This is a genomic window from Chitinophaga sp. 10T418, assembly GCF_056394125.1.
In genome coordinates this window covers 460815-486676 of record NZ_JBFTHG010000005.1, presented here as the reverse complement: position 1 = coordinate 486676, position 25862 = coordinate 460815, and the positions used below count along the sequence as shown (strand labels likewise).

Genomic DNA, 25862 nt, shown 5'->3' with positions numbered 1-25862 from the left:
GACGGGGGAGCACGTTACGCTATCTTTGCCCCCGGACAAAAGGTGTGTAAAACAGATCTCATGATATTTCGGACATCAACAATCTCCTGCCTGCTATTAATGGCTTTTTCGCAGTTATCGGCACAGGAAAAATATGAACTCAACAGCGGATGGCAATGCAGTAACGTTGCCGGGATAAAAGCGACCGGACAGCAGATTTCAGATCCAGCGTACCGCCTGTCGGACTGGACACCTGCCACAGTGCCGGGTACGGTGCTGACTACCTTGCTGGATAATAAGCAGGTGCCGGATCCGATGTATGGTATGAACAACGAAAAGATACCGGATATCTATCATGCAGGCCGCGATCACTACACCTACTGGTTTGTAAAAGATTTTACGGAGAAGCCAGCTGCCGGAGAGGCGCAGGTATGGCTGCATTTCAGAGGTGTGAACGATGGCTGTGACATCTTCTTAAATGGACATAAAGTAACACCATCGACTCACTTTGGCGCTTACCTGCGTCAATCCTATAACATTACGCCATGGCTGGCGAAGAACGGTAAAAACCGTCTCGCTGTGATCGTGTACCCACCGGTATTTCCTGGCAATCCTAATGGCGGACAGGGAGGCGATGGTACCATCGCCAAAAACGTAGGACCGCAATACACCGCCGGTTGGGACTGGATTCAGCCTATGGGCGATCGTAACACCGGTATATGGGATAAAGTGACTATCGAAAAAACAGGCGCAGTACGCATCAAAGATCCACATGTTATTACCCGGGTGCCAGGCACCCGGAAGTCGGACGGGCCGCAGGCACCGGCCACAATCCTTGTATCGGCAGACCTGGAAAATGCCAGCGCTAAAAGTATTACCGGCACTTTGCGCTATAAGATAGACGGCGGCATGGCTACGCAAAAGGTAACACTGGCGCCGCATTCCACCACTACGGTGCAACTACCGGACCTGTTGCTGAAACAACCTTCCCTGTGGTGGCCTGCCGGCTATGGTCCGCAGCATTTGTATCATATGCAGTTGCAGTTCCTCAACAATGGCAACACCGATGATACAGAAGATGTAGAATTTGGTGTACGGGAAATACAAACCTATTGGAATACACATACCCGCAGCCGCGAGATTGCGGTAAACGGGCAAAAAATATTTATTAAAGGCGGTAACTGGATCACCTCTGATGCCATGTTCCGTTTCAGCAAAGAAAGATATGATGCGGAAGTTCGCTTTCACCGCGATATGAACCTGAACCTGATCAGGATATGGGGTGGTAGTTTAACAGAAAGACCTGAATTCTTTGAAGCCTGTGATAAATACGGGCTGCTGGTATTCCAGGATTTCTGGATGTCGGGCGACTGTAATGGCAGGTGGCAGGACCCTTTGAAGAAAGAAGACCAGTGGACCCGCCGTCAATATCCGGATAACCATTCCCTGTTCCTGGAAAGTGTAGCAGACCAGGTAAAGCTGTTACGTAACTATCCTTCCCTGGCTTTCTGGTGTGGTGGAAATGAAATTACGCCTCCGGCAGATATTTTTCATGCCATGAAAGATTCTATTATACCAGCATTGGACGGTACCCGGTATTTCTTCGACTATTCCAATTCCGACAGCATGTCTTATAATGCCCTGGGTGGTAACGGCGATGGCCCTTATGGTATTCAGTCAGTGCCTTACTTCTGGAGCTATCGTACTTTTCCATTTAACTCAGAAGTAGGATCTGTAGGCACCGGCGACTATGAATCACTGGAACGATTTTTACCAGCGGAGAACCTGGTGACACCCAATCCGCAAACTGGCAAAACGGACGCAGTATGGGATTATCATAAGTATATCGCTTATAATAAATCGATCGATCCTTATGGTAAAACCACTGATTTAAAAGAGTGGGCCAACAAGGCACAATTAGTGAACTATGACCAGTATCGTGCGCTTATGGAAGGTTTCAGTGCACATATGTGGGATTGGTATACTGGTGTGATCATCTGGAAAACACAAAACCCCTGGACTGCCTTAAGAGGACAGATGTACGATTATTACCTGGACCCCAACGCCTGTTTGTACGGTACCCGTAAAGGCGCGGCGCCGCTGCATGTGATGTACGATCCTACGGATGGCATGGTGATGGCGGTGAACAATACCTTTAATTATGCCCGTGACCTGATGCTGGAATTGAAAGCCTATGATATGAAGGGCCACGATAGCTTATTGACACAGTTGTTCGTAGAAGTAGGTCCTGCTACCGTACAAAAATTCATGTCGATGAAAGGAGTGTTAGATAAATTAAGTGAAAAAGAGGGCGTATTCTTTTCTCTGCGTCTCCTGAATACCAAAAAGGAAATAGTAGATGAAAACCTTTACTGGTTGGCAGATGCAGGTGGTAACTATTCCGGTTTGCAAAAGATGCCGGCAGCAGACGTAAAGGTAACAGCGCATAAAGCAGGAGCAGATAGCATTGTGGTGACGATCAGCAATCCTGCCGGTGGACCGGTGGCCTTCTTCAACCGCCTATCACTGGTGGATGCGCAAACAAAGAAGAGGATTTTGCCGGTGTTTTACAGCGACAACTACTTCTCTGTATTGCCGGGCGAACAGAAAAGTGTTAGCATCAGTGGTGCTGCTGTAGCCACTCACAGCGGCGCGCAGGTAGAAGTGTATGGAAATAATGTGAAGCGGTTAGCGATTAGCTTTTAGCTTTTAGTAAATGCAGCGGAGATTATACTATATGGTCTTCGCTGCATTTACTAAAAGCTAAAAGCTAACAGCTTTTCCGTATATTCATTTTGTTAATCGTTCCCTAGACCCCTGTTGTAGCTGTTGCCCGGGACCCGGTTTCAGAAAAAAGAAAGCATTTACTTTAATAGCGACAAAATCATTCAGCGATGACCTCCCTGCAGGAAGACACTATTATCCGGAAATTAGGTCCGGGCGAAAAGATTCCCTATGACCTGTTATTATTAGCCGATCCTTCTATTATAGCCCTCAATGCCTATTTATCACTGGCGGAAGTATATGTTATGGAACAGGACCAGCAGGTAATAGGCAGCTACGTGTTACTGGCAAACGATGCGGAAGAACTGGAGATTAAAAATATTGCCGTAAATCCTGCCTACCAGGGAAAGGGTTTTGGTAAGATATTATTGCAGGATGCCGCGCAACGGGCCAGGGCCAATGGTTTTAAACGGATTACCATTGGCACCGGCAATTCGAGTATTGCACAACTGTATTTATATCAACGGCAGGGATTTGAAATCACCGCCATTAAGAAAGATTATTTTATGATGCATTACCAGGAGCCGATCTATGAAAACGGCATTCAGTGTAAGCACCTGATCCTGCTGGAAAAGCGATTAAACTGATACTTCCTTATTTTCAATATAGGCCCTGGTTTTTGGTAAACTGTCAGGATGATGTTCTCTTACATATTTGATGAGATTTTCCCGGATATAGCAACGGAGATCAAATGCATTGCCCGAGTTAGCAGCACTCATTAATGCCCTCACTTCAATGGTTCGTTCGCTGGTATTGGTTACCTGCAAGGCTTTTGCACGTTTATCCCATAATGGCGACAGTTCCAGTAGCCTTTCAAATTCTGTTCTCAGCTGATCTACTGGTACCGTATAATCCATATAAAAAAAGGCGGTGCCCAGTATTTCCGCGCCGGTTCGGGTCCAGTTCTGAAAAGGTTTCTCTATAAAATAGTTAATAGGTAAAATCAGTTTACGCTGGTCCCAGATATTGAGCACTACATAGGTCAGTGTAATTTCTTCCACACGACCCCATTCACCCTCTACCACGAGTACATCATCAATACGAATGGGCTGTGTAAAAGCAATCTGAAAGCCTGCGAGGAGGTTGCCCAATGATTTTTGCGCGGCAAAACCAATAATGATACCGCCTACACCTACGCCGGTGAGGAGCCCTGCACCCAGTTTACGCATGCTGTCGAAACTGAGCAATATTACGCAGGCAGTGAGTATCAGTATCAGGGAGATGGATAACTTACGGATGAACTGTAGCTGCGTGCGTATTTTCCGTTCTTTCAGGTTGTTGGCTTTATTCAGATCATAGGCGTGGTAGATATAGTCTTCCATCACTTTGATGATACCTATCACCAGCGCCGCAAACGACAGTGTTAATGCGATCTCCGCCAGTTTACTCATCACCGGCACATAGTTAGGATTCACCCGCATCAGGGGCAATGCCATGTTCAGCAGGAGCAGGGGCAGAAAGTAATTGAATGCTTTACCTAACCGATAGAGGATACTATGAATCAGCGAAAACTCCGGTTTGGGGGAGACTGATTTTCTTAAAAAAACAGATAGTAACAATTTGATGAGCCATCCTGTGATGACTGCAATGCCTGCCAGCATCAGATTCCATAGGAAATTGGGCAGGTGGTCCGCATTTTCTATAAATTGATTCCACATGCGCCCCCATGCCCCAAAGATGATGCCGGTATGTGCCAGCTGCACTATTCATTTTCCGGAAATATGGTCATGACCAGCTTGCGTCCTCTGCTCTGATTGCGTTCCAGCAGATCGTGCGATTGTTGCACCGTTTCCACACTTAACATACCTGTAACATACACCGGAGACGGAGTGAGGATTCCTTTCTCCAGCATGGCTGTGATCTGCCGGAGGCCGTCTCCGTAATAACGCAGCTGACCGGTGAGGGAATAAGCGTAATTGGAAATATTGATGATGACGGCCCCTTTATTGAAAAGCGTTTCCCTGGCTGCCGGAGTGGAGAGCGCTGTTACGTCCTGGTAAATGCCATTGGTGAGGAGTACATCGGCACATAGTTCGGAGAGATGACCACCTACGAGATCGATAGTTGCGTCAAACAACTGGCCGTTCTGTTGTATTAAAATTGTCTGCAATAAATCGGGCAGGTGGTAGTCGATGATCTGTGATGGGAGCAATCCTGCCAGGAGCAATTGTTGCTGGCTGTCTTCATTACCTGCTGTCACGCAGAGCTGCGTATATCCGGCAGCCAGGAGGAGTTTTACCAGCACCAGTCCTACGCCTCCTGCGGCGCCACTGATGAAAATGCGGGCAGCCGCAGGCAGTTGAAGGCGTTTATAGCATTGCAGTGCGGTGAGCGCTGCGGTGGGCAGGGCAGCGGCTTCTGCAAAGGATAGGTTGGAGGGCTTATGTACCAGTATTTCCTGCGGGAGACTGATATGCGTAGCATAGGTGCCATTGGAGCCCATACTGCCCGATGCGGCCATCACGGCGTCTCCTATGGCAAATTGCTGTACCCCTTTACCTGTTTTAATGACGATGCCTGAAAATTCGCGGCCCAGTATTGGGGAGTGCATCCGTTTGCGTTCTGTAGCTCCTTGTCTCATCTGATAATCGATCGGATTAAATGCGGTGGCCATTATTTTTACCAGCACATCATTATCTCCCGGTTCGGGTATGGGCAGGGTGGCAGCAGAAAAATTTTCTACGCCTCCAAAATTATCCAGTACAATTGCCTGCATGTTTTCTTGATCTTTCATGCATCAAAATTATTGTGATGTTCTGTTATATTTGCTATAGGTATACCGGAGGTAACCGGTCTGCAATGGAAACCAACAGCTATGGCAATTATAAATATAAAAGGAAATCTGCGGGAAGCAACTTGCCACGAAGAACTTACCGCGATGCGCGACAGTATTGAATTATTCAGTGGTAAATGGAAGCTGCAACTACTGCGGTACCTGGCTTACCGGCCTGAAGAGAGTAACTATTTTAAAAAGATATTAAGAGAGATAGAAGGCATTTCTGCGAGGATGTTATCAAAAGAACTGAAGGTGCTGGAACTGAACTTCCTGGTGACCAGGACTGTCCTGAAAACAAAGCCTGTTACCGTAGCATATGCCATTACGGCTTATGGTCAAACGATACTGCCGGTAGCGGAGAGTTTGGTGGAATGGGGGCTGCATCACCGGCAAAAAGTAAAGGCAGCTATCCTGCATAATTAAACGATCTGGTCCTGCAACGCATAAATAATTCGCTGCAGGACCAAATGTTATCCGCTAAAATCTATCCGCTAAAATCTAACGGCTAATAGCTAAAAGCTAACAGCTCTATGGCACCAGCGGTTCCTATGATGAGAATTTTCATGCTGGCAAATGGTTTTGCTGAGGGTTACTTAAATTAGTAACTCGTGATGCTGATGGGTGATTCTTCAAAGATAGTATTCAACCTGGATGTCCAGTTGCTGAGTTCTTTGCTGCGGTCTTCCGGTGTTTGTCTGGCGGGACCGTACACCACCTGTGGTGATAATACGGAAAAGCCGGTGAATTGAAAGATGCCGCGGTGCAGGGGTTTCAGCATGTTATCCATGTCGCCGTTGGCGCCGCCGTCTATGTAATCTTCTTTTTTGCCGCCGGTGGTGAGCGAAAGCATCGCTTTTTTGCCACTGAAGATACCGGTTTCGTAAATATGTCCTTGTCCGTAGGTGCGGCCCATGGCAAACACGCGGTCTACCCATCCTTTCATGATCGCCGGTACACTGAACCACCACAGGGGAAACTGCCAGATCATGAGGTCGCACCAGGCTACTTTTTCCTGTTCAGCTGCAATGTTGGGTGCGAAGCCGTTGACGCTGGTAGCATGTAGTTCTTCCAGTTGTTGTTTAAAAAAATGATGATTATGTGTGCTGGTGAAGTTGGTACGGTCGGAAGCGGCATTAAATTCCATGGCGTATAGGTCGGATGTTTTTACCTGGTGGCCTGCCGCCTGGAGTGTAGATATAGCCGTGTTAAACATAGCGCCGTTCATGCTCTTTGGTTCCGGATGTGCGTATACAATAAGAATATTCATGTGATTGTTCGTTTATGGGCTCAAAATTATTATATGAATATTACATTTGTAGTACAGCAGCCTATTGTATGCTGCTCACAAAAATGTAAGTAATGGCGAAGAGAAAGGAAACATCTACCAACACTATTAACCTGGAGGAGATCCGCGAAGTATGCGGGATGGCCTTCGCAATGGATATCCTGTCCGGCAGATGGAAGTTGAAGATATTATACAAGCTGGAAACAAAGACGCTTCGTTTCAGCGAGTTGAAAAAGAAGATCCCCAACATTACGGATCGTATGCTCACCTTGCATTTGCAGGAGCTGGAGCGGGATGGCCTCGTTAAGAGAACCGTTTATCCGGAAGTGCCACCACGGGTGGAGTACAGTCTTACCGACAGTGCCCTGTTGCTGGTGCCTATCTGGGACCAGTTGAACGAATGGGGGCATATGCATCGGGATCGCGCGTTATAATGCGAAAGTGTTTGTTTCTCCGTTATGTTCAATTGTTACTGTAGCAGGGAAGGGTTGTGCCGGTATTTGTGTAGGAAACCAGTTCCTGCCCTGTGCCGCGATGATCAGTAACCCGTTGTCATCTCCTAATGCCGTAAAAGCCTCCATTCTGGGCTGTTTTGCGAAAACCGGCAAATGCCAGGTGCTGATCAGTTGATCGGCATATGCAGGCACTGCTGCGGCAGCAATCCCAATCTCGCTGATGTTGATAATGGTCAGCGTATTCGCTTCCTTTGGCAGGTCGTGCCGTGCAATCAGTTCCAACAGATTTCCATTATTATCAAAGAAATAAACTGCGTGGGCGTTCCAGTTGTCGAAAGTGGCGATGTGACTGTCCGCTGTCACGGGTAACAAAGTGGTGATTTGCTGCAACCACGCGATGGCTTCTTCCAATAAATCAGGTGTGATATTAAATGCAAAGTGGTACACAGGATGTGTAATGGCTGTTTGCTGTTCAAACGTCAATACAGATGTGCCGGCCTGAAAGCTGATGCTGTTACTGCTTTGACGAAGTATGGGCAGTTGAAGTTTTGTTGTATAGAAAGCGGTAGTTTGTACAATGTCGTTGGTGTATATGCTGATTTCTTTGATATTCATGATATTCGTTTATTTTAGTACAAATGTACTAAAATAATTCATTCTTGTACATTTGTACTAATTTTTCTATTTTCGTTGTAGATATGAATACAAAAGAAAAGATATTAATTGCCGCGCTGCGGTTGTTTAACGAGCAAGGCATTGATGTGATCACCATCCGGCACATTGCGAAGGAAATGGAGATCAGTCATAGTAACATACAGTATTACTTCCCCAACGCAGATGAAATTATTACCGCCCTTTATACCCGGCACATTGATGAGCTGAATGCGCTGCCCCCACTGGAGAATGGGAGCATTGCCTCTCTGCAGGAGTCGATTGCCGGCATATTACAGCATATTTACCAGTACCGGTTTATCTATATTCACTTCGTGGTAATAGCACGGCGTATACCCGCTGTAAAAAAAGTATATAGTCAGCGGTTTCTTGCCCGGCGGACGCAGTTGCTACAGGTGTTTGAGCATTTCCGGCAGCAGGGCCTCATGCGGAACGATATACCTGCCACCGTGTGGGAGAGCTTAATCAGGAGTATTTATATCATCGGCGATTTCTGGATTTCAGCGAATGAGCTGACTACGGGAATGAAGGGAAAGAAAGCTGTGGGGTATTATGCGGAGATGATTGGGGATATGGTATATCCGTATTTAACAGAGAAGGGGAAGAAATGAATTTATCTAGTTTTTACCCGGGCATTGTTTATGTAAGGGAGCGATACTATATTTGAATGAATGTTAATCTTTTAAAGTGTAGTCATGTTCAGTGGAGAATAAATAATGTTTATTGGAACACCAGCTTTTAATCCAGTTAAAAATATACTATGATACTTACCAGTCAGGCCCTGAATGATCTTGAACAGAATACCGCATTAAAGAAAACCTATGCCAGCGCCGGTAGCTGGGGACAAAACAAACTCATGTTCCTGCCTATTGCCATCCTGGTATTCAGCGCATTTGCGCTTTACTTTTTTTATGATTTATCGAAAAGAGATGCCACTTATTCCACTTATTCCCTGGTTTGTGGCGCCTTGATATTACTATCTATCGTGGCTATTGCAGTGATGCAGAATAAGGCAAAAAAGAAGATATTGGAGAACATTGCTTCTGTGCCTGTTTGCATAGCGAAGAAAGTGTATGGCAATGATGATACCGGCGTTTACTATTGTATTTACACTAACGGCAGCAAACGTCATGATATCGCATTTATTGAAGGTATTGCTGATAAAATATTCAATATCGATCAGGAGCCGGATGCTGCGCTGCGTAAGAAAATCAATAACTTATTCGAAGTAAAACTGGCCAACACCAATGCACCCGCCGTACTTTTGCCGGAGCTGTTTACATCAGGTGAGAAGGTATACCAGAAACAGTTTGCTACTACCGCCTTAAGTCACGTGGTGGCGGAGAATGATGGTAAGTTTGCAGTCCTTGATTTTAACGGTGTGGCTGTGCCTGTGATGAAATGAATTGTTTTGAAGAACACATAAACCAGATGAATATGGATCTTACATTCAGATTGGCTAAGAAAGAAGATATTCCCGACATTGTTCGTATGCTGGCAGACGATGTACTCGGCGCGGACAGAGAGAATGCAGATAATGTACATTCCGACAAGTATCAGAAGGCATTTGAAAGGATTGCGGCAGACCCTAACCTGGAATTAACGGTGGTGGAAATGAATGGTGAATCAGTAGCTACGTTTCAGTTGTCGTTTATTCAATACCTGGTCAATGAAGGTGGATTGAGAGCGCAGGTAGAAGCGGTAAGAACCCATTCAAAATACCGCGGACAAGGCATCGGTAAGCGCGTGTTTGAATACATTGTTAACCGTGCGAAAGAGAAAGGCGCCTACATGGTTCAATTGACTTCTGATAAGAAAAGAGTAGATGCGATCAGGTTTTATGAGTCGGTGGGGTTCAAGGCTACGCATGAAGGGATGAAGATGAGGTTGGGGTAGTTGTTTTTCCGTATTGTAAACGGGCATATTCATGTAGAAAATCGGTGAGTATTTTTTCATCAAATCCCTCCGTACTATTGACCCAGTATTTGGGTTGTCCATTTTCGGCGATCACGAGGGTATACAATTGCGGCGTCCTTAGATAACGGGCCTGGAACCTGAGCTCCAATGAAGTGGTAGTTACCGGGAAATAAACGCTTTTCTTTCTCAAGCCCTGGAGGTAGGTCACTATCAGCTGATCTTTTAATACCTGTACTGCAGTTGTATATTTATTGTAGAGCGTGAATTTTACGTATAAATAAGTAACTGCTGAAATCAATAGGAGGGGAACCAAATACTTATATGGATTGACATTATTGTAGTGACGGGGAATGAATAATATCAACATGGCGAAGTATGCGATGCTTTTGCCGACCAGCTCAAACAGGGGGCTATTGGTAGATTTTATTTGCATGTTTTTGGTATAGGAGGAGTGAAGTTACTGAGTTTTGACAATGGTAACAACTTTCGCCCATTTTTCAGGAAATAGCCTTTATGACCGTTAATTTATGTCAATTAGTGTTAAATAGTCTTAAGGAAATCGCCTGTATATTTCCCGCTATTATCCGTTAAACCCAATACTGATAAGCGTTATAAGCTACCGGTAGGTAGTAATACCCCATTTCCCCATTGCCCTTCACATTAAACTTCGACACCTGACGGCTATCCAAGAGTGCAATCCTAATATGCTGAACTAATTCTTACCACTTGTGGCAATTCAGTGTATACCCTGGAGTTAAAATCATCAATAACTTAAAACACACAATTATGATGAAGCATTTTCTTGTAGCAGGTTTGTTAATGGCAACACTTGTATCCGCAAAAACTTATGCGCAACAGCCGCAGCAACAACAACCACAGCAACAGCATGACCATGAAGGGTTTTTTAAGAAAATTGACACCGATGGAGATGGTAAACTCAGTAAAACTGAGGTAGATGAAGCAGCGAAAGATAATAAAAGGGTGTCCAAATTGAAAGAGAACTTCGATGCTATAGACGCCAATAAGGATTCTTTTCTCGATAAAGAAGAACTGAAGGCTTACCGGAAAAAAGAGGGTGATCAGAAGAAAGAAGGAGGAACGAAGTAATTGTTTTTTTTAAAGCGGGGCAGCCATCGGGATATTACCGGTGGCTGCCGCGTTTTTCTTTCCCCTCATAATCCAATCCTCTTTGATCCTTGGGAAAGTTGCATGCTTGTCTTATATGTTACTCAATAGGAGAAGCCGTATATTTCAAATTAGAATGATACTAATTGTGAATTATATTCATTGCAAACCCTACGAAGTAACCAATTGAAGTTAATTGGATTGATTTTCTTCGATAGTCATTTTCCTCCTTGAAAAATTTGATTACTCCAATTGTCGCCAGGTCATTCAAGTAGGCTTCCATTATTGTAATACTCTCAAATGAAAATGTCTTGTAATCACATAGGGAGAAACTATTGTTGTATTTAAGTATTTTTTTAAAAAAAATGAGGGCCCTTGAGCTTAGATGCTCAACTATAATTTTGAGATGATGATTAGATAAATCATTGAGCCAGTCAGAAAACATACTATCTTTTTCAGATTCACTTCGAGGTATGATTGTTTTGCTGTGAATATAGATACAATAGTCATTTGCGTACTTAAATGTAGTTCGTACATTTTGAGCAAAGAGACTAAATAATGTTACAAAATTTTTTTCTGTTAGAGGCATATAGAACTTACTGTTGTAGGAGCAGTATTCCATTCGGCTATCAAATATTGACTTAGCATAATTTTGGTTAATTCTCATTATTTCTATTGGATCATGTAGCAATCCCTCCAGTCGCTGAGATGATCCAATACTTTTAACAATCCCTGATGCGCCACATAGAATCCATCTTATTCCCGGTAAATTGAATAGCAAGTCCCTTAGTTGTTCAACGAGCTTTCTTGCAGTGTCAGTTGTTTCCAATATCTCTAAATTATCGATAGTGCATACTACTCCACCACCAGTGTCAACGGGAAAAATGGTTTGCAACCAGCCTCGAATTACACTTCTGAATCCACTTCTGGCAAAGCCACTTGAGTCGTTAGGTATTGATCCGAAACCCACGCCAAAATTTCCAATTGAGACCTGGAAATTTGAAATCATTGGAGAATTCAACCATTTGTCGATGGATGTTGAATTGTCTGGGATTTCGAAACCTAGATTCGTCAATTCATCAGCCCTCATTAAAAGAGTTTGAGCTACCTCAACAAGTACGTCATCAACGAATTCTTCCGGATCTTTTGTTAGACTTATTTGAAAGTTTTTGTAGCACGGAATAAATAAGCAATTTCTTCGTTGATTGAAATAGTCTTCGTAACATTCATACAATGTTGCGTTAATCAGACTTGATTTGCCAATTCCATTTGCACCTTCAACTGTTACTAAGGAAGGAGGATTAAAAAGTCGGATCATGAGCTCCTTTATCTCCTCATCACGGCCGATGAGCAATTTCTTACCTTCTTCATTAGGTTGAAGTGGTGTGGGACTAAATGGATTTTCATTAAATCCCCATTCTTCGTAGACATTCATCACATAACGTTTTATTAGTAAACTAGAGCTGAATGGAAAGAAAAACTGTAAACTGGAGTTTGGTTAAGAATGGTCTTAGCCTTTCATAATAACACTAAGCTAAAGCTTTATAAGATGATTCACTGCAATTAATTGGCGGTTTTATGAGTGTATTTTTTAGATAGATTAAAGTCGAAAGTTAAGGACTTGAATTTAAGCGTTTGATTTTCTTTGTGCTGATGAGTAGGAATAGTAGCTAGTGCGGTGAGGATTTTTTATCTTTTATTATGAGTTTACTTTTTATTAAATATGTAAATAAACGATTACAAAAAATGTAATAATTGAGATACAAAAAAACGGCGCATCCATTGGGATGCGCCGTTTCAAAATTATGTCAAAGCATTACTGCCCCTGTTTCTTTTTCTTATGATCCACAATGGCTCCTGTACCTGCACCTACGCCGGCGCCAATCAGGGTTCCTATTGCGGCTCCTTTGAGTCTGTCTTTATTTACAATTGCTCCGGTGATGGCACCTGCACCTGCGCCTACAACGGCACCTTTAGCAGTGTGGCTCCATCCTTTCCAACCTTTCTTCTTTGCTGGTGCAGCAGGAGCTGGTGTTGCCGGGGCGGGACTGTTCATCTCTGCATCGGCATATCCTGGTGTTACAGCTGCGTTGGAAGTATTATGTCTGTGTTTCTTTAAGTTGTTCATTGAATCCACTACCTGTTGTTTAATGGCACTTACATTATTCATGGAATCAATGGTGGCTTTCTTCGCGCTCTCTATAGCGGCGGCATTATCAGCATTGCTTTTGCAGGAAAAGAAAATGACTGCTGCTGCTAAGGCTACAAGTAACTGTTTCATGGTTAAAATCCTTTTAACAGCCACCTGACGAAAATTATGCCAAACTCAAAAATTACAGTGGTAACCGCATTTCTACGAGGTTGGTACGGAACCCGGCTTTCTCATAAGCTTTAACAGCAGCCTCGTTCCCGCCGTACACATCCAGGCGCATTTCCACCATGCCCTGTGAAGATGCCCAGGCTTTGAGTCCCTGGATGATCAGCTTGTTTAAGCCTTTACCCCGGTGTGCGGGTTCAACATACATAAATCCCAGGTAGGCATATTGGGAAAATTTAAGATATGGTTTAGCGTCCTGTATGCGGGCATAGCCCGAGCCTATCAGCTGACCATTACACTCCGCTACCAGCACTTCCACGTGGGGGGCGGCGATCATGGCGGCAACATCGTAATAATGAATAGTACCGTCTTTTAAGTTAGCGTCGTAGGGCCGTTCTGCGTCGATAATGGCCTGCTCAAATTCAAGCAGGATGGGCAGGTCGGTTAATATTGCCTTTCTGATGTGAATCGTTTCCATGGTTGCGTTGTTACTAATATGGGGCAAATATCAGTTTTTTACTACTTTTTACCGCTTAATCAGCCAATTACTGTCGGGGGAGAGCGTTTTTTGTTTGCACGGGTTATAGAAGAACTGTCCGTGAACCATCCGCCAATACTCCGGGAACGATTGCGTAAATATCCCCGCACTTCTGCGCCCCATTTGCTATTTTGACGTCTGCAATTCAATACCACGCTATGAAACAAACTATCTTAACAGCCATAGGACTGTTCATCAGCCTTTTCCTTTCTGCGCAAACGATAACGAAAACAGTTGCGAAAGACGGCAGCGGTGATTATACCACCGTACAGGCGGCATTAGACGCGATACCTCTTAACAACAAAATACCTGTACGCATCTTCATAAAAAATGGCATTTACAAGGAAAAAATAAAGCTGGATTCCACCAAAGATTTTGTTACGTTAATAGGAGAAGATGAAAATAAAACCATTCTCACCTACGATGATCATGCAGGCATGCGCAATGCTGCCGGTGATAGCATCACTACCTATTCTTCTCCCTCCTGTATGATTTATGCCAGCGATTTCCGGGCAGAGCACCTCACCTTCGAAAATACTGCCGGCGTAAAAGCCGGACAGGCCGTGGCACTCAGCGTACGGGGCGACAGAACTACGTTTGTGCATTGCCGTATGCTGGGTTTCCAGGATACTTTGCTGGCCGGAACATTTTACTGCAGGCAATACTACAAAGCATGCTACATTGAAGGAAGTACCGATTTCATTTTTGGTTATGCGGCTGCATTGTTTTATAAGTGTCTTATTAACAATAAAACGAACTCGTATATTACGGCAGCGGCTACACTGCAAACACGTCCGGTGGGGTATGTATTTAAAGATTGTACACTGACGGCAGATAGCGGCGTAACCAAAGTATACCTGGGGCGGCCGTGGCGGCCTTATGCCAGCACTACCTGGATTGATTGTTACATGGGTGCACATATTTTACCGGAAGGCTGGGACAACTGGCGGAAAGAGTCGAATGAAAAAACGGCCCGTTATGCAGAGTATAATAGTCGTGGCCCCGGTGCCAATCCTGCCGGGAGAGCAGGATGGAGCCGGCAACTCACCAAAAAGGAAGCGAAACAATTTACAAGGGAATATATATTCGGAGACTGGAAATTTAAATTATGAAGATAACAGCCTGTCTGTGGTGCCTGCTGGCGACCACACCAGTGATGGCACAATCCGCATCAGAAGTATCTAAAGTATGGGTAGCCGATAATGGAGATGGCACTTATAAAAACCCGGTACTATATGCGGACTATTCCGATCCCGATGCCATCAGGGTAGGAGACGACTATTACCTGGTGGCCTCCAGCTTTGACGCCGTTCCGGGCTTGCCGATCCTGCATTCCAAAGACCTCGTCAACTGGCGTATTATCGGACATGCTTTACTGCGTCAGCCACCCTATGATTATTTCGCGGCTACACAGCATGGCAACGGTGTTTGGGCGCCCGCAATCCGCTATCACAATAAGGAGTTTTATATTTATTATCCGGACCCCGATTTCGGTATCTATGTGGTAAAAGCAAAACAGATCACAGGCCCCTGGAGTATACCGGAACTGGTAGTTGCCGGTAAAGGACTGATAGATCCCTGCCCTCTATGGGATGATAATGGACACGTATATATGGTGCATGCTTACGCAGGAAGTCGCGCCGGTATTAAAAGTATCCTCGTAGTAAAAGAGTTGAATGCCGCCGGTACCAAAGCGCTTGATGAAGGCGTGCTGGTGTTCGATGGACATGATGATCAACCTACACTGGAGGGCCCCAAGATCTATAAGCGTAACGGGTACTACTACATTTTTGCACCTGCCGGCGGCGTCAGCACAGGCTGGCAGCTGGTACTGCGCTCAAAAAATATTTACGGTCCTTACGAGAGTAAAATAGTGATGGATCAGGGGCATTCCCCGATCAATGGACCTCATCAGGGCGCCTGGGTACAAACACCTAAAGGGGGCGACTGGTTCCTGCATTTCCAGGATCAGGAAGCTTACGGCAGGGTTGTTCACCTGCAGCCGATGAAGTGGGTAAATAACTGGCCGGTGATAGGTATAGACAAAGACAATGATGGCAAAGGAGAACCCGTACTCCGTTACCGCAAACCAGATGTGGGCAGAACCTATCCGGTTGCCAGCCCACAGGAATCAGATGAGTTTAATGAAAACGTATTGGGACTGCAATGGCAATGGCAGGCGAATCCGGCTGCCGGCTGGGCTTTCCCATCGTCTGCGCATGGCTGCCTGCGCCTCTTTGCAGCGCAACAGACCGACAGCGCCCGGAATTTGTGGGAAGTACCTAATGTACTCCTGCAGAAATTCCCGGCGCCGGCATTTAGGGCTACCGTGAAGTGTAGCTTTAAACCCAGACAGGAAGGAGATCGTATGAATATGCTGGTCATGGGCAGCGATTATGCCGGACTATCACTCGTGAAAAAAGCAGACGGCATTTATTTATCCCGATTCAGCTGTAAGCAGGCAGACAAAGGTCATCCCGAAACGGTTACCGTATTGGAGAAGATAACGTCCACGGATATATTTTTCAGGGTGCAGGTAAGAGAAGGCGCTGTTTGTCAGTTTAGTTATAGCAGCGATGGACAAACATTTCACGATGCAGGAGCGCCGTTTACCGCCGTTACCGGCAGATGGATAGGCGCCAAAATGGGATTGTGCTGCACCAGGAATATTAAAACAAATGATGCGGGCTGGGCTGATGTGGACTGGTGGAGAATAGATAAATAGTTGCCGCGATTATCGTTTCTTTTTAGCTGGTGTCATGGGAGGAATCAATAACTCCGTTTGCAATATCCGCGTTTCAAAGTCTTTCACGGGTCTTTTACTTTCTATCAGTTGCAGTAATAATTGAGTGGCCACCTGTCCCATTTCAAAGGCGGGTTGCCGCACCACAGTGAGTGGTGCATGTAGTAGTTCTATCAACTCTGAATTGGAAAATCCTGTCAGCGCCATTTCACCGGGAATGGCTACCTGCGCTTTTTTCAGCGCACGCATACAACCTGTAGTGAGCTTATCTGAAGTAGTAAAAATAGCATCCGGCCGTTTCTTTTCTTTCAACAGCTCTTCTACGGCATCTGTTACTTCCTCCAGCAGCATACCACCATGGAAGCAATATTTGATGAGCGAAGATGGGGGCCAGATACCGTGCTTTTCCAATGCAGCCATATATCCCGCCACCCGTTCACGGGTAATGGAAAGATGTGCCGAATTGGTAATACAGGCAATACGCTTGTAGCCCTGTGAAAGCAAATGCATAGTGGCATTATAGGCCCCCTGGAAATTATCCACCATTACTTTATGCGTGGCAATATCTTCTACAATCCGATCGAAGAATACAATGGGAAAACCGTACTGATGTAACGCTTTCAGATGCGTCAGGTCCTTAGTTGCACTGGATACCGATATCAGCAGGCCATCTATGGAACGGGAGGMGAGGTATTGTAACGTTCTTACTTCTTTTTCAAAGGATTCATGACTCTGGGAAATAATTACCGTATAGCCTTGTTCGTTAGCTACCGATTCAATTCCGTTAATTGTCTGAGAAAAAAAACTGTTGGCAATCTCGGATACGATTACACCTATTGACCTGCTTTTTTTCTCCTTTAAACTTAATGCAATAGGATTGGGATGATAGTTCAACTGTGCCGCATGCTCCAGTACCAGTTGCTTGGTAGCCGCACTGATTTCATGGCTGTCACGCAATGCACGTGATACCGTGGAAGTAGACAGGTGAAGTGCCTGCGCAATATCTTTTATAGTAGCTGCTTTATACTTCATATGGCTTCCGGACTATGTTTTCCGGCATTCAGGTACGTGGTGAAAGTACTGATTTTCCGGGAACGATTGCGTAAATAAACTTCACAATTAATAAATAGTTCTGTAGACTTGTAACCACACGACACAGAAAAAAGCGCTCCTGTTTCAACCAACAAATCACCACGTTTAATCAATAGCGATTAGCACAACCTTTATTTGCCATTTAAATTCACGCCAAACGTTATGAAAAGAATTTACCTTATTTGCTTGCTGCTGTTGGGTTTTAGCAGCTGGGCGATTGCACAGACCCGCACCGTAAAAGGGAGGGTAACAGATGCAACCTCCGGTGATGCGCTGCCACTTGTAAGTGTACAGGTGAAAGGAACTACCAGTGGAACCCAAACAGATACACATGGAAATTTTACACTGCAGGTTCCGGACGGGAAAAAAACGGACCTGTTGTTCAGCTATGTAGGATATGCCCCGGTAACCCTAGTAGCGGATAATGTCAATATGACAGTAAAAATGGAATCGAACAATAAAAGACTGGATGAAATTGTGGTAGTAGGATACGGCATGGTGAAAAAACGTGATCTCACCGGTGCAGTGGTATCGGTAAAAGGAGAAGAACTGAAAAAAGTGCCTTCCACCAATGTGATGGAAGCGGTGCAGGGAAGACTGCCAGGTGTGGATATTACCCGCAGCAGCGGTGCAGCGGGCGCTAAAGTGAATGTCACCGTAAGAGGTAACCGCTCTATTACAGCAGGCAATGGTCCCCTATATATCGTTGATGGCGTTCAGTATGAAAACATCCAGGATATCAGTCCGAATGATATCCAATCAATGGAAGTGCTGAAAGATGCGTCTACTACAGCTATCTACGGTTCCAGAGGCGCCAACGGCGTTATCATGGTCACCACCAAAAGAGGTACTGCCGGCAGACCACGCGTAAATATCAGTTCCTATGCCGGCATATCCGAAGTAAACGGTTATCCCCGCATGAGTAACGGAGAAGAATATACGGCATTGAAACGCGAAGCGAACCGCACCACCGGCAGATGGGCCAGCCCCGCCGATGATTCCAAAATATTCAACGCATTTGAACTGGATGAAATCAAAAATAATATCTGGACAAATTATGCGGACGAGCTTTTACATAAAGGTTTACAGCAGGACTACCAGGCAGGTATCTCAGGAGGATCAGAAAAAACAAAAGTCTATTTCTCCTTTGATTACTTTAATGAAAAAGGACTGCTGAAACTGGATGACCTGAAACGCTATGCTGCCCGCTTAAACATTGATCAAACCATTAATGATGCGATCAAAATAGGTGTACAGAGCCAGATCACTTACTATGATCAGAGCGCACGCCGCGATCCGCTGAACCAGGCCAATAAGTATATTCCGCTGGGTGTTCCCTATGATTCTGCCGGCAACCTCGTGTTATTTCCCAACAGCGGATCCGCTATCAACCCGCTGGCAGATGAACAACCGAATGCCTATCAGAACATCACACGGACTACGCGCACCTTTATCAACGCTTACCTGGAACTTACACCCTTCAAAGGATTTATGTTCCGGTCTAATTTTGGTGTAACCCTGGACAATGCGAAACAAGGCATCTTTGCATCTAAAAGCTCCATTGACCGGTCCACTGCATCTACTTCACGATCCCAGTCCAACAGCAATACCCGCAGGTATCTCAGCTGGGAAAACGTGGCCACCTATAATAAAACGATTGGTGATCACACCTTCGGGATCACCGGTGTAGCCAGCGTATTGTCAGATCAGCGTGATTCTTCCCTGATGCAGGGAGAAGGACAGCTGCTGCCCTCTCAGCTATATTATGCGCTGCAAAATAGTGTGAGTGGCATCGCTATCCGTAACAGCTACCAGGCCAGTAAACTGATCTCTTTTACAGGCCGTTTGAATTACGCGTTTAAAGGAAAATACCTGTTATCACTCACCGGCCGCTCCGATGGCTCTTCTAAATTAGCGCCGGGTAATAAATGGGCCTTCTTCCCATCCGTGGCAGCGGCATGGCGCATCAGTGATGAAAAGTTCATGAAGTCACAAACTTTCCTGAGCGACCTGAAACTGAGAGTGAGCTATGGCATAGCGGGTAATGATGCGGTACCTCCTTACTCGAGCACTGCCTACCTCACTAAAATTCCATTCTCTTTCGATGATACCAATGCCGCTATGGCTTATGCCATCGGTGATCAGGCAGGTAACCTGGGATTGAAATGGGAACTTTCTACCACTAAAAATATCGGACTCGATTTCGGCATCATTGGCAATAAAGTAAGTGGTAGCATCGATTATTACGATACACAAACCAAAGACCTGCTGCTGTTACGTACTTTACCTACCTCCTCCGGCGTGAGCGTTGTAATGCAAAACATTGGGAAAACCCGTAACAGAGGGATTGAAATAGGTATTAACACCACTAATATTGCTACAGCTGATTTCAGGTGGACTTCCAACATCGTGTACTCCCGCAACAAAGAAGAAATAGTGGCGCTGGCAGATGGTAGTACGAATGATGTGGCCAATGGCTGGTTTATCGGATCCCCGGTGAAAGTATATTTCGATCAGCAGAAAATTGGTATCTGGCAAACAGCAGATGCGGGAGAGGCCACGAAATATGGTTACAAACCCGGCGATATCCGCGTGAAAGACCAGGATGGCAACGGTGTCATCAATTCTGCTGACCGCATCATCCTGGGCGCGCAGGTGCCTAAATGGAGTGGTGGTATCAATAACGACTTCCGCTACAAAAATTTTGATCTCAACATTTATGTGTTTGCTCGTATAGGGCAGTGGATCAATTCGGAATACGCTGCTAAATTTGATCCACAGGGTCTGGAAAACAGCGCCCCGCTTAACTACTGGACCCCTGAAAATCCGTCCAATGAGTATCCACGCCCGAATGCAAGTCTCTCTAAAGATGGTACACCGTTTATTAAAACACTGGGTTATAAAGAAGGCTCTTTTGTGAAGATCCGCAATCTGTCACTTGGCTATACCTTCTCCGCTCATGCGTTGAAACCATTGCACCTCAGCAGTCTTCGTTTATACGTAACCGGTAAGAACCTCTTTACATTCAGCAAAATAAAAGATTACGATCCGGAAAGAGGCGGCGATCTGAGCAACCCGCTCACCAAAATGTATGTGGCAGGAATAAATGTTGAGTTTTAATTTTCAAAAAAGCAGTTATGAAACCAAACATAAATAAGTACTTTATCATACTCACCATAGCGGCTGCAAGTCTTGCCAGCTGCAACAAACAGCTGGAAGAATATAATCCCGGCGGCACCACCACCGATGCGGTATACTCCACGCCGGAAGGATTTGAAACACTGGTAAATGCAGCGTATACCTATAACCGTTGGTGGTATGGAAAGGAAGAAGGATACAGCATGGCAGAAATGGGAACGGATATATGGACCAGCGGTACCGGTGATAAATATCCTGACATCACCAACTACAACAACCTGCAGGCCAGCAATGTTGTGATGAGTGGGTTGTGGAAACAATTGTATGCTGCTATCAATCTCTGTAATGCCGGTATCAAGCGCATCGATAAAGCCGGTCTCGCAGAAGATAAAAAGAAAGTACGCAATGCGGAATTACATTTCCTCCGGGCCTTTTACTACTGGCATATTGTGGAAACCTGGGGGCCTGTACATTTTACCCTGGAGGAAACCTCCGGCGCTATCACTACTGCCAACCGTACGCCGGTAGAAACCTTTTATAAACAGATTTTTGCTGACCTTGATGTGGCCGTGAATAACCTGCCTGCTACTACCACCGATTATGGCAGGGTTACCAAACCTGCGGCAGAAGCCTTTCTGGCGAGAATGTATCTCACCCGTGGTATGAACCAGCAGGCCGCTGACCTGGCTGATAAAGTAATTAATAACTACACTTATGCGTTATTACCAAAGTATGCGGATCTCTGGCGTATGGATAACCTGCAAAATAAAGAGGTGATCTGGGCAGTTAACTATATGAAGAACCTGGTATTTGATGACCGTACGGATGCAACACTTTTTCCCAACGGACACTCCCGTGGCGCCAACAACGGTCACCTGATGTTTGCCATGAAGTACGATGATCTCCCGGGTATGCAGCGTGATGTGCTGAACCAGCGTCCGTTTAACCGTTACATGCCTACGTTGTTCCTGTTAAACCTGTTTAATGATAAAACAGATGCCCGCTACCAGGCTTCTTTCAAACAGGTATGGCTTTGCAATAATCTCAAAACAGCGCCGGCAGGTATGAAGTTGGGCGATACGGCTGTATGCTGTAGTAAGGATGTATTGGCAGCAACAACCAGGTACCGGTTATATGATAGAAACGCGGTGTATAACAGTGCAGGTGGCGGCAACGATCGTACGCACTATGTATCGCTGCAGAAATTTGATGACCCCACACGGGCATCCCTGAACGAAGAACAAAGTGCCCGCGATGCATTTATTATTCGTCTTGCTGAAATGTACCTGATCGCCGGAGAAGCACAGTTTAAATTAGGTAACGCTGCCAAGGCGGCAGACTACATTAACGTGATCCGCAAACGCGCCGCCATTCCCGGTCAGGAAGCAGCGATGCAAATCACTGCAGCGGATATCAGCCTGGACTTTATCCTCGATGAAAGAGCCAGGGAGCTGGCGGGAGAGCAGCTGCGCTGGTTCGACCTGAAGCGTACCGGTAAGCTTGCGGAAAGAATTGCACTCCATAATCCGGACGCCAGTAAATATTTCCAGTCGTTTCATACCGTGCGGCCTATTCCGCAGGATCAGATCGATGCCGTGACGAATAAGGGAGAGTTTAAGCAGAACGATAAATATAACTAATGAGATATCTACAGATACTACTATTATCATTATTGGGACTGGCACCTGCCGGTCCCAAACCCACTATATTCCTCATCGGAGATTCCACAATGGCCGACAAGCCACTCGCCGATAATCCAGAACGTGGCTGGGGGCAGTTGTTGCCCACTTTTTTTGAACCCGATATGAGCATAAAAAATTATGCCGTGAACGGTCGCAGTACCAAAAGTTTTATTGATGAACACCGCTGGGATACTGTGCTCTCACAACTGCATCCCGGTGATTGGGTGATGATCCAGTTTGGACATAACGATGCTAAAATAAATGATAGTACCCGCTATGCCGCCGCAGAGGGAGCCTATAAAACGAACCTGGAACGCTTTGTAAAAGAAGCCCGCGCCAAAGGAGCAAACCCGGTGCTTATTACACCTGTAGTCCGCCGTCAGTTTGCCAATGGTATTCTGGAAGATACCCACGGCCAGTACCCTGCCGTGGTAAGAGCCGTAGCTGCAGTGATGCAGGTTCCGCTGCTTGACCTTCAGCAAAGGAGTGCCGCACTGCTGACGCAGGAAGGAGAAACGGGTTCCGTGAAAATGTTTAAAACCACACCTGCAGGACATTATAACTCTCTGCCACAAGGCATTACAGACAATACACATTTTTCTGCTTATGGTGCTGCAAAGATAGCGGCACTGATAGCAGGAGAAATCAGATTGAAAAACATACCGTTGTCGGGCTACCTGAAAAAGACCGCCTTCGAAAATAAATACAGTTACGAGTTACCGCTGATCTATGAACCGCACTTCAGAAAGGATACGTTCAATATCCTGCGTTATGGTGCTAAAGCAGATGGTATTACGTTGAACAGTAAAAGCATTAATGATGCGATTGCTGCCTGTAGCAGCAAAGGTGGTGGAGTGGTGCTGGTTCCGCCGGGGCTGTGGCTCACGGGGCCACTGGTGTTGCAGAATAATGTTAATCTCCACCTGGCGGCAAATGCGGTGTTGCAGTTTACGACCGACTTTGATCAGTATCCGCTCATCTCCACTACCTACGAAGGGCTGGCTGCGGTGCGCTGTCAGGCGCCGGTTTCCGGCAACAACCTGGAAAATATAGCCATTACCGGTAGTGGTATCCTGGATGGCGGCGGTGATGCCTGGCGAATTGTAAAAAAAGCAAAGCTCACGCAGTCGCAGTGGGAGAAATTGGTCGCCTCCGGTGGTTTGATGGGGGAAGACAGCGTTACCTGGTATCCATCCAAATTATCTTACCTGGGTGCTAAAACCAACCAGGCCGGTGTTATTACAGCAGGCAGCAAACCAGCGGACTACGCTGGTATCAAAGATTTCCTGCGTCCTAATATGATCAGTATTTCCGGCTGTAAAAATGTGTTGCTGGAAGGGGTTACTTTCCAAAACTCTCCGGCCTGGTGCCTGCATCCTTTACTCTGTGAAAATATTACGCTGAGAGGTATTTATGCTAAAAATCCCTGGTACGCGCAAAATGGCGATGGGGTAGACCTTGAGTCATGCAGCTATGCACAGATCCTGGATTGCACTTTTGATGTAGGTGACGATGGCATCTGTATCAAATCAGGGAGGGATGAACAGGGACGTAAACGTGGCAAACCTACAGAGAATGTGATGGTGCAAAACTGTACCGTTTATCATGCACATGGCGGCTTTGTGATAGGCAGTGAAATGTCTGGTGGTGCCCGCAATATTTATGTGTCTGATTGTTCTTTCCTGGGCACCGATATCGGGCTGCGGTTTAAAACTGCCCGTGGCCGTGGTGGTGTAGTGGAGAATATTTATGCCACCGGTATCAACATGAAAGATATTCCGGGAGAAGCCATCCTGTTTGATATGTATTATGCAGCCAAAGATCCGGTGCCTTTAGCAGGTGAAAAAAGAACTGCACCCAAAGTAGAAAAGCTACCGGTGACAGACGCAACACCGCGTTTCCGCAACTTTTATATTAATGATGTGGTATGTAGTGGTGCTAAGAAAGCGGTATTCATCCGTGGCCTGCCGGAGATGCCTGTTGACCATATTTTCCTGAGCAACCTGGTGATAAAAGCGGAGGAAGGGATCAGTTGCCTGGAGGCGACCGGTATACATTTCAGGAATGTTTATCTGCTGACTTCCTCCGGTATGCCTCCTTTGCAAACCCGCAATGTCAACGATATTACACGAGACAGTTGTCATTATCGAGATACTAAAAACAAAACAACGGAAGATCATGTGTTTTAAAAAGAGATTCATCATCGCAGGACTGTTGTTCATCAATATGCTCACCACGCAGGCCCAGAGCGGTGCTGCCGGTATGGCGGCTACGGTCATGCGTATTTGGAAGGATTCACTCGTATTGCATCCCGGTACACCGGTAAAATGGACCTATGATGAAGGCGTAGTATTGGAGGGGTTTACCGGGCTATGGAAACGATTCCATGATCAGCAATATTTCCGGTATATGCAACAGCGCATGGATTTTTTTGTAGGAGATAACGGTGACATCCGTACGTACCGGCAGAAAGATTACAACATCGATAATATCAAGAATGGCCGGGTACTGCTGACATTGTATAAAGCTACCGGCAACGACAAATATAAGCTGGCAGCAGGGCAGCTACGGGAACAGCTGCGCGGACAACCCCGTACGCATGACGGTGGTTTCTGGCACAAACAACGCTATCCCTACCAGATGTGGTTAGACGGTCTTTACATGGGGGAACCTTTTTATGCAGAATACGCGGCGTTGTTTCATGAAGACAGCGCCTTCCGTGATATTACCCGGCAGTTTGTGTTGATGGAAACACATGCACGTGATACGGCAACAGGCTTATTATACCATGCCTGGGATGAATCGCGGGAACAGCGCTGGGCCAATAAAAGAACGGGGCAGTCACCACATTTCTGGGGCAGAGCTATGGGCTGGTATGCCATGGCGCTCGTAGATGCGCTGGAATATTTCCCGGAAGGAGATCCCGGCAAGGACAGCCTGATCGCTATCTTAAATCGTACCGCCGCCGCCGTGAAGAAATACCAGGATGCCGGAACCGGTTGCTGGTTCCAGGTACTGGACAGAGCAGGTAGTAAAGGTAATTACGTAGAAGCATCCGCCTCCTGCATGTTCGTATATGCGTTGGCGAAAGGTATACGCTTAGGTTATCTCCCGGATGCTTACAGGCAGGTGGCTGTAAAAGGCTATGCTGGCATCCTGAAACAGTTTATCCGGAAAAATAAAGAGGGAGATATCACCCTCGGTGGTACCGTCAGCGTAGCAGGACTTGGAGGCGAACCTTATCGTGATGGCAGCTACGAATATTATCTCAGTGAAAAGGTAATCGACAATGATCCCAAAGGCGTAGGTGCGTACCTGTTAGCCGCCAACGAAATGGAAATGATGAATAAAAAATAATG

Annotated in this window: 23 protein-coding genes; 14 read left to right on the top strand and 9 right to left on the bottom strand. The window is 45.8% G+C overall.

From position 1 onward, the window contains the following. Nucleotides 1-60 precede the first annotated feature (60 nt). Nucleotides 61-2685, top strand: a complete 2625-nt coding sequence (locus AC1DCV_RS17205; RefSeq protein ID WP_477024292.1) for a glycoside hydrolase family 2 protein — start codon at nucleotides 61-63, stop codon at nucleotides 2683-2685. 188 nt (nucleotides 2686-2873) lie between these two features. Next, nucleotides 2874-3350, top strand: a complete 477-nt coding sequence (locus AC1DCV_RS17200; protein WP_477024291.1) for a GNAT family N-acetyltransferase — start codon at nucleotides 2874-2876, stop codon at nucleotides 3348-3350. On the opposite strand, the gene AC1DCV_RS17195 is transcribed toward AC1DCV_RS17200, so the two are convergent. Both AC1DCV_RS17195 and AC1DCV_RS17190 read right to left on the bottom strand, forming a co-directional pair. After that, nucleotides 3342-4466 carry a mechanosensitive ion channel family protein gene (locus AC1DCV_RS17195; protein ID WP_477024290.1) on the bottom strand — a complete coding sequence of 375 codons (1125 nt, stop codon included), beginning with the start codon at nucleotides 4464-4466 and terminating at the stop codon, nucleotides 3342-3344. The genes AC1DCV_RS17200 and AC1DCV_RS17195 overlap by 9 nt on opposite strands. Next, on the bottom strand, nucleotides 4466-5497 hold the full coding sequence (locus AC1DCV_RS17190; RefSeq protein WP_477024289.1) for an alcohol dehydrogenase catalytic domain-containing protein: 1032 nt from the start codon (nucleotides 5495-5497) through the stop codon (nucleotides 4466-4468). Before AC1DCV_RS17190 ends, AC1DCV_RS17195 begins: the two co-directional genes overlap by 1 nt. Nucleotides 5498-5578: 81 nt before the next feature. Between AC1DCV_RS17190 and AC1DCV_RS17185 the strand changes: the two genes are divergently transcribed. Then, nucleotides 5579-5962 (top strand): winged helix-turn-helix transcriptional regulator, encoded by a 384-nt coding sequence (locus tag AC1DCV_RS17185; protein ID WP_477024288.1) that lies wholly within the window; start codon nucleotides 5579-5581, stop codon nucleotides 5960-5962. 175 nt (nucleotides 5963-6137) lie between these two features. On the opposite strand, the gene AC1DCV_RS17180 is transcribed toward AC1DCV_RS17185, so the two are convergent. Continuing rightward, entirely contained in the window at nucleotides 6138-6806 is a 669-nt protein-coding gene (locus tag AC1DCV_RS17180; RefSeq protein ID WP_477024287.1) for an NAD(P)H-dependent oxidoreductase, read from the bottom strand. Nucleotides 6807-6898: 92 nt separating this feature from the next. On the opposite strand from AC1DCV_RS17180, the gene AC1DCV_RS17175 reads away from it, so the two are divergent. Further along, nucleotides 6899-7258: a winged helix-turn-helix transcriptional regulator gene (locus AC1DCV_RS17175; protein ID WP_441576063.1), complete on the top strand. Its 360-nt coding sequence runs from the start codon at nucleotides 6899-6901 to the stop codon at nucleotides 7256-7258. Here the strand turns inward: AC1DCV_RS17175 and AC1DCV_RS17170 are convergent. After that, the gene (locus tag AC1DCV_RS17170) at nucleotides 7253-7894 is read right to left on the bottom strand and encodes a VOC family protein (protein WP_477024286.1); all 642 of its coding nucleotides are present in this window, start codon (nucleotides 7892-7894) and stop codon (nucleotides 7253-7255) included. The two genes, AC1DCV_RS17175 and AC1DCV_RS17170, sit on opposite strands and share 6 nt — an antisense overlap. Nucleotides 7895-7977: 83 nt before the next feature. On the opposite strand from AC1DCV_RS17170, the gene AC1DCV_RS17165 reads away from it, so the two are divergent. From AC1DCV_RS17165 to AC1DCV_RS17155, 3 genes are all read left to right on the top strand, one after another. Beyond that, nucleotides 7978-8562: a TetR/AcrR family transcriptional regulator gene (locus AC1DCV_RS17165; protein ID WP_477024285.1), complete on the top strand. Its 585-nt coding sequence runs from the start codon at nucleotides 7978-7980 to the stop codon at nucleotides 8560-8562. 149 nt (nucleotides 8563-8711) lie between these two features. After that, nucleotides 8712-9356 (top strand): hypothetical protein, encoded by a 645-nt coding sequence (locus AC1DCV_RS17160; protein ID WP_477024284.1) that lies wholly within the window; start codon nucleotides 8712-8714, stop codon nucleotides 9354-9356. Between the two features lie 32 nt (nucleotides 9357-9388). Further along, nucleotides 9389-9847, top strand: coding sequence for a GNAT family N-acetyltransferase (locus AC1DCV_RS17155; RefSeq protein ID WP_477024283.1), 459 nt, complete (start codon nucleotides 9389-9391; stop codon nucleotides 9845-9847). On the opposite strand, the gene AC1DCV_RS17150 is transcribed toward AC1DCV_RS17155, so the two are convergent. After that, nucleotides 9813-10301 (bottom strand): hypothetical protein, encoded by a 489-nt coding sequence (locus tag AC1DCV_RS17150; RefSeq protein ID WP_477024282.1) that lies wholly within the window; start codon nucleotides 10299-10301, stop codon nucleotides 9813-9815. The two genes, AC1DCV_RS17155 and AC1DCV_RS17150, sit on opposite strands and share 35 nt — an antisense overlap. Nucleotides 10302-10654: 353 nt before the next feature. On the opposite strand from AC1DCV_RS17150, the gene AC1DCV_RS17145 reads away from it, so the two are divergent. Continuing rightward, nucleotides 10655-10975: a hypothetical protein gene (locus AC1DCV_RS17145; protein ID WP_477024281.1), complete on the top strand. Its 321-nt coding sequence runs from the start codon at nucleotides 10655-10657 to the stop codon at nucleotides 10973-10975. Between the two features lie 160 nt (nucleotides 10976-11135). On the opposite strand, the gene AC1DCV_RS17140 is transcribed toward AC1DCV_RS17145, so the two are convergent. From AC1DCV_RS17140 to AC1DCV_RS17130, 3 genes are all read right to left on the bottom strand, one after another. Then, nucleotides 11136-12428, bottom strand: coding sequence for a hypothetical protein (locus tag AC1DCV_RS17140; protein ID WP_477024280.1), 1293 nt, complete (start codon nucleotides 12426-12428; stop codon nucleotides 11136-11138). 381 nt (nucleotides 12429-12809) lie between these two features. Next, on the bottom strand, nucleotides 12810-13274 hold the full coding sequence (locus tag AC1DCV_RS17135; protein WP_477024279.1) for a glycine zipper domain-containing protein: 465 nt from the start codon (nucleotides 13272-13274) through the stop codon (nucleotides 12810-12812). 52 nt (nucleotides 13275-13326) lie between these two features. Continuing rightward, nucleotides 13327-13788 (bottom strand): N-acetyltransferase family protein, encoded by a 462-nt coding sequence (locus AC1DCV_RS17130; RefSeq protein WP_477024278.1) that lies wholly within the window; start codon nucleotides 13786-13788, stop codon nucleotides 13327-13329. A gap of 218 nt (nucleotides 13789-14006) precedes the next feature. Between AC1DCV_RS17130 and AC1DCV_RS17125 the strand changes: the two genes are divergently transcribed. Together AC1DCV_RS17125 and AC1DCV_RS17120 are read left to right on the top strand one after the other, a co-directional pair. After that, nucleotides 14007-14960 (top strand): pectinesterase family protein, encoded by a 954-nt coding sequence (locus tag AC1DCV_RS17125; RefSeq protein WP_477024277.1) that lies wholly within the window; start codon nucleotides 14007-14009, stop codon nucleotides 14958-14960. Then, nucleotides 14957-16573 (top strand): glycoside hydrolase family 43 protein, encoded by a 1617-nt coding sequence (locus AC1DCV_RS17120; protein ID WP_477024276.1) that lies wholly within the window; start codon nucleotides 14957-14959, stop codon nucleotides 16571-16573. The genes AC1DCV_RS17125 and AC1DCV_RS17120 overlap by 4 nt, the downstream gene beginning before the upstream one ends. Nucleotides 16574-16582: 9 nt before the next feature. Here AC1DCV_RS17120 and AC1DCV_RS17115 read toward each other — a convergent pair whose 3' ends face one another. Continuing rightward, nucleotides 16583-17623, bottom strand: a complete 1041-nt coding sequence (locus AC1DCV_RS17115; RefSeq protein WP_477024275.1) for a LacI family DNA-binding transcriptional regulator — start codon at nucleotides 17621-17623, stop codon at nucleotides 16583-16585. 222 nt (nucleotides 17624-17845) lie between these two features. On the opposite strand from AC1DCV_RS17115, the gene AC1DCV_RS17110 reads away from it, so the two are divergent. From AC1DCV_RS17110 to AC1DCV_RS17095, 4 genes are read left to right on the top strand one after another with little or no spacing between them, the layout of a single operon-like run. Next, nucleotides 17846-20803 carry a SusC/RagA family TonB-linked outer membrane protein gene (locus AC1DCV_RS17110; RefSeq protein WP_477024274.1) on the top strand — a complete coding sequence of 986 codons (2958 nt, stop codon included), beginning with the start codon at nucleotides 17846-17848 and terminating at the stop codon, nucleotides 20801-20803. A gap of 17 nt (nucleotides 20804-20820) precedes the next feature. Continuing rightward, the gene (locus AC1DCV_RS17105) at nucleotides 20821-22461 is read left to right on the top strand and encodes a RagB/SusD family nutrient uptake outer membrane protein (protein ID WP_477024273.1); all 1641 of its coding nucleotides are present in this window, start codon (nucleotides 20821-20823) and stop codon (nucleotides 22459-22461) included. Beyond that, nucleotides 22461-24692, top strand: a complete 2232-nt coding sequence (locus AC1DCV_RS17100) for a glycosyl hydrolase family 28 protein (RefSeq protein ID WP_477024272.1) — start codon at nucleotides 22461-22463, stop codon at nucleotides 24690-24692. Before AC1DCV_RS17105 ends, AC1DCV_RS17100 begins: the two co-directional genes overlap by 1 nt. Beyond that, nucleotides 24682-25860: a glycoside hydrolase family 88/105 protein gene (locus tag AC1DCV_RS17095; RefSeq protein ID WP_477024271.1), complete on the top strand. Its 1179-nt coding sequence runs from the start codon at nucleotides 24682-24684 to the stop codon at nucleotides 25858-25860. Before AC1DCV_RS17100 ends, AC1DCV_RS17095 begins: the two co-directional genes overlap by 11 nt. Nucleotides 25861-25862: the final 2 nt, after the last annotated feature.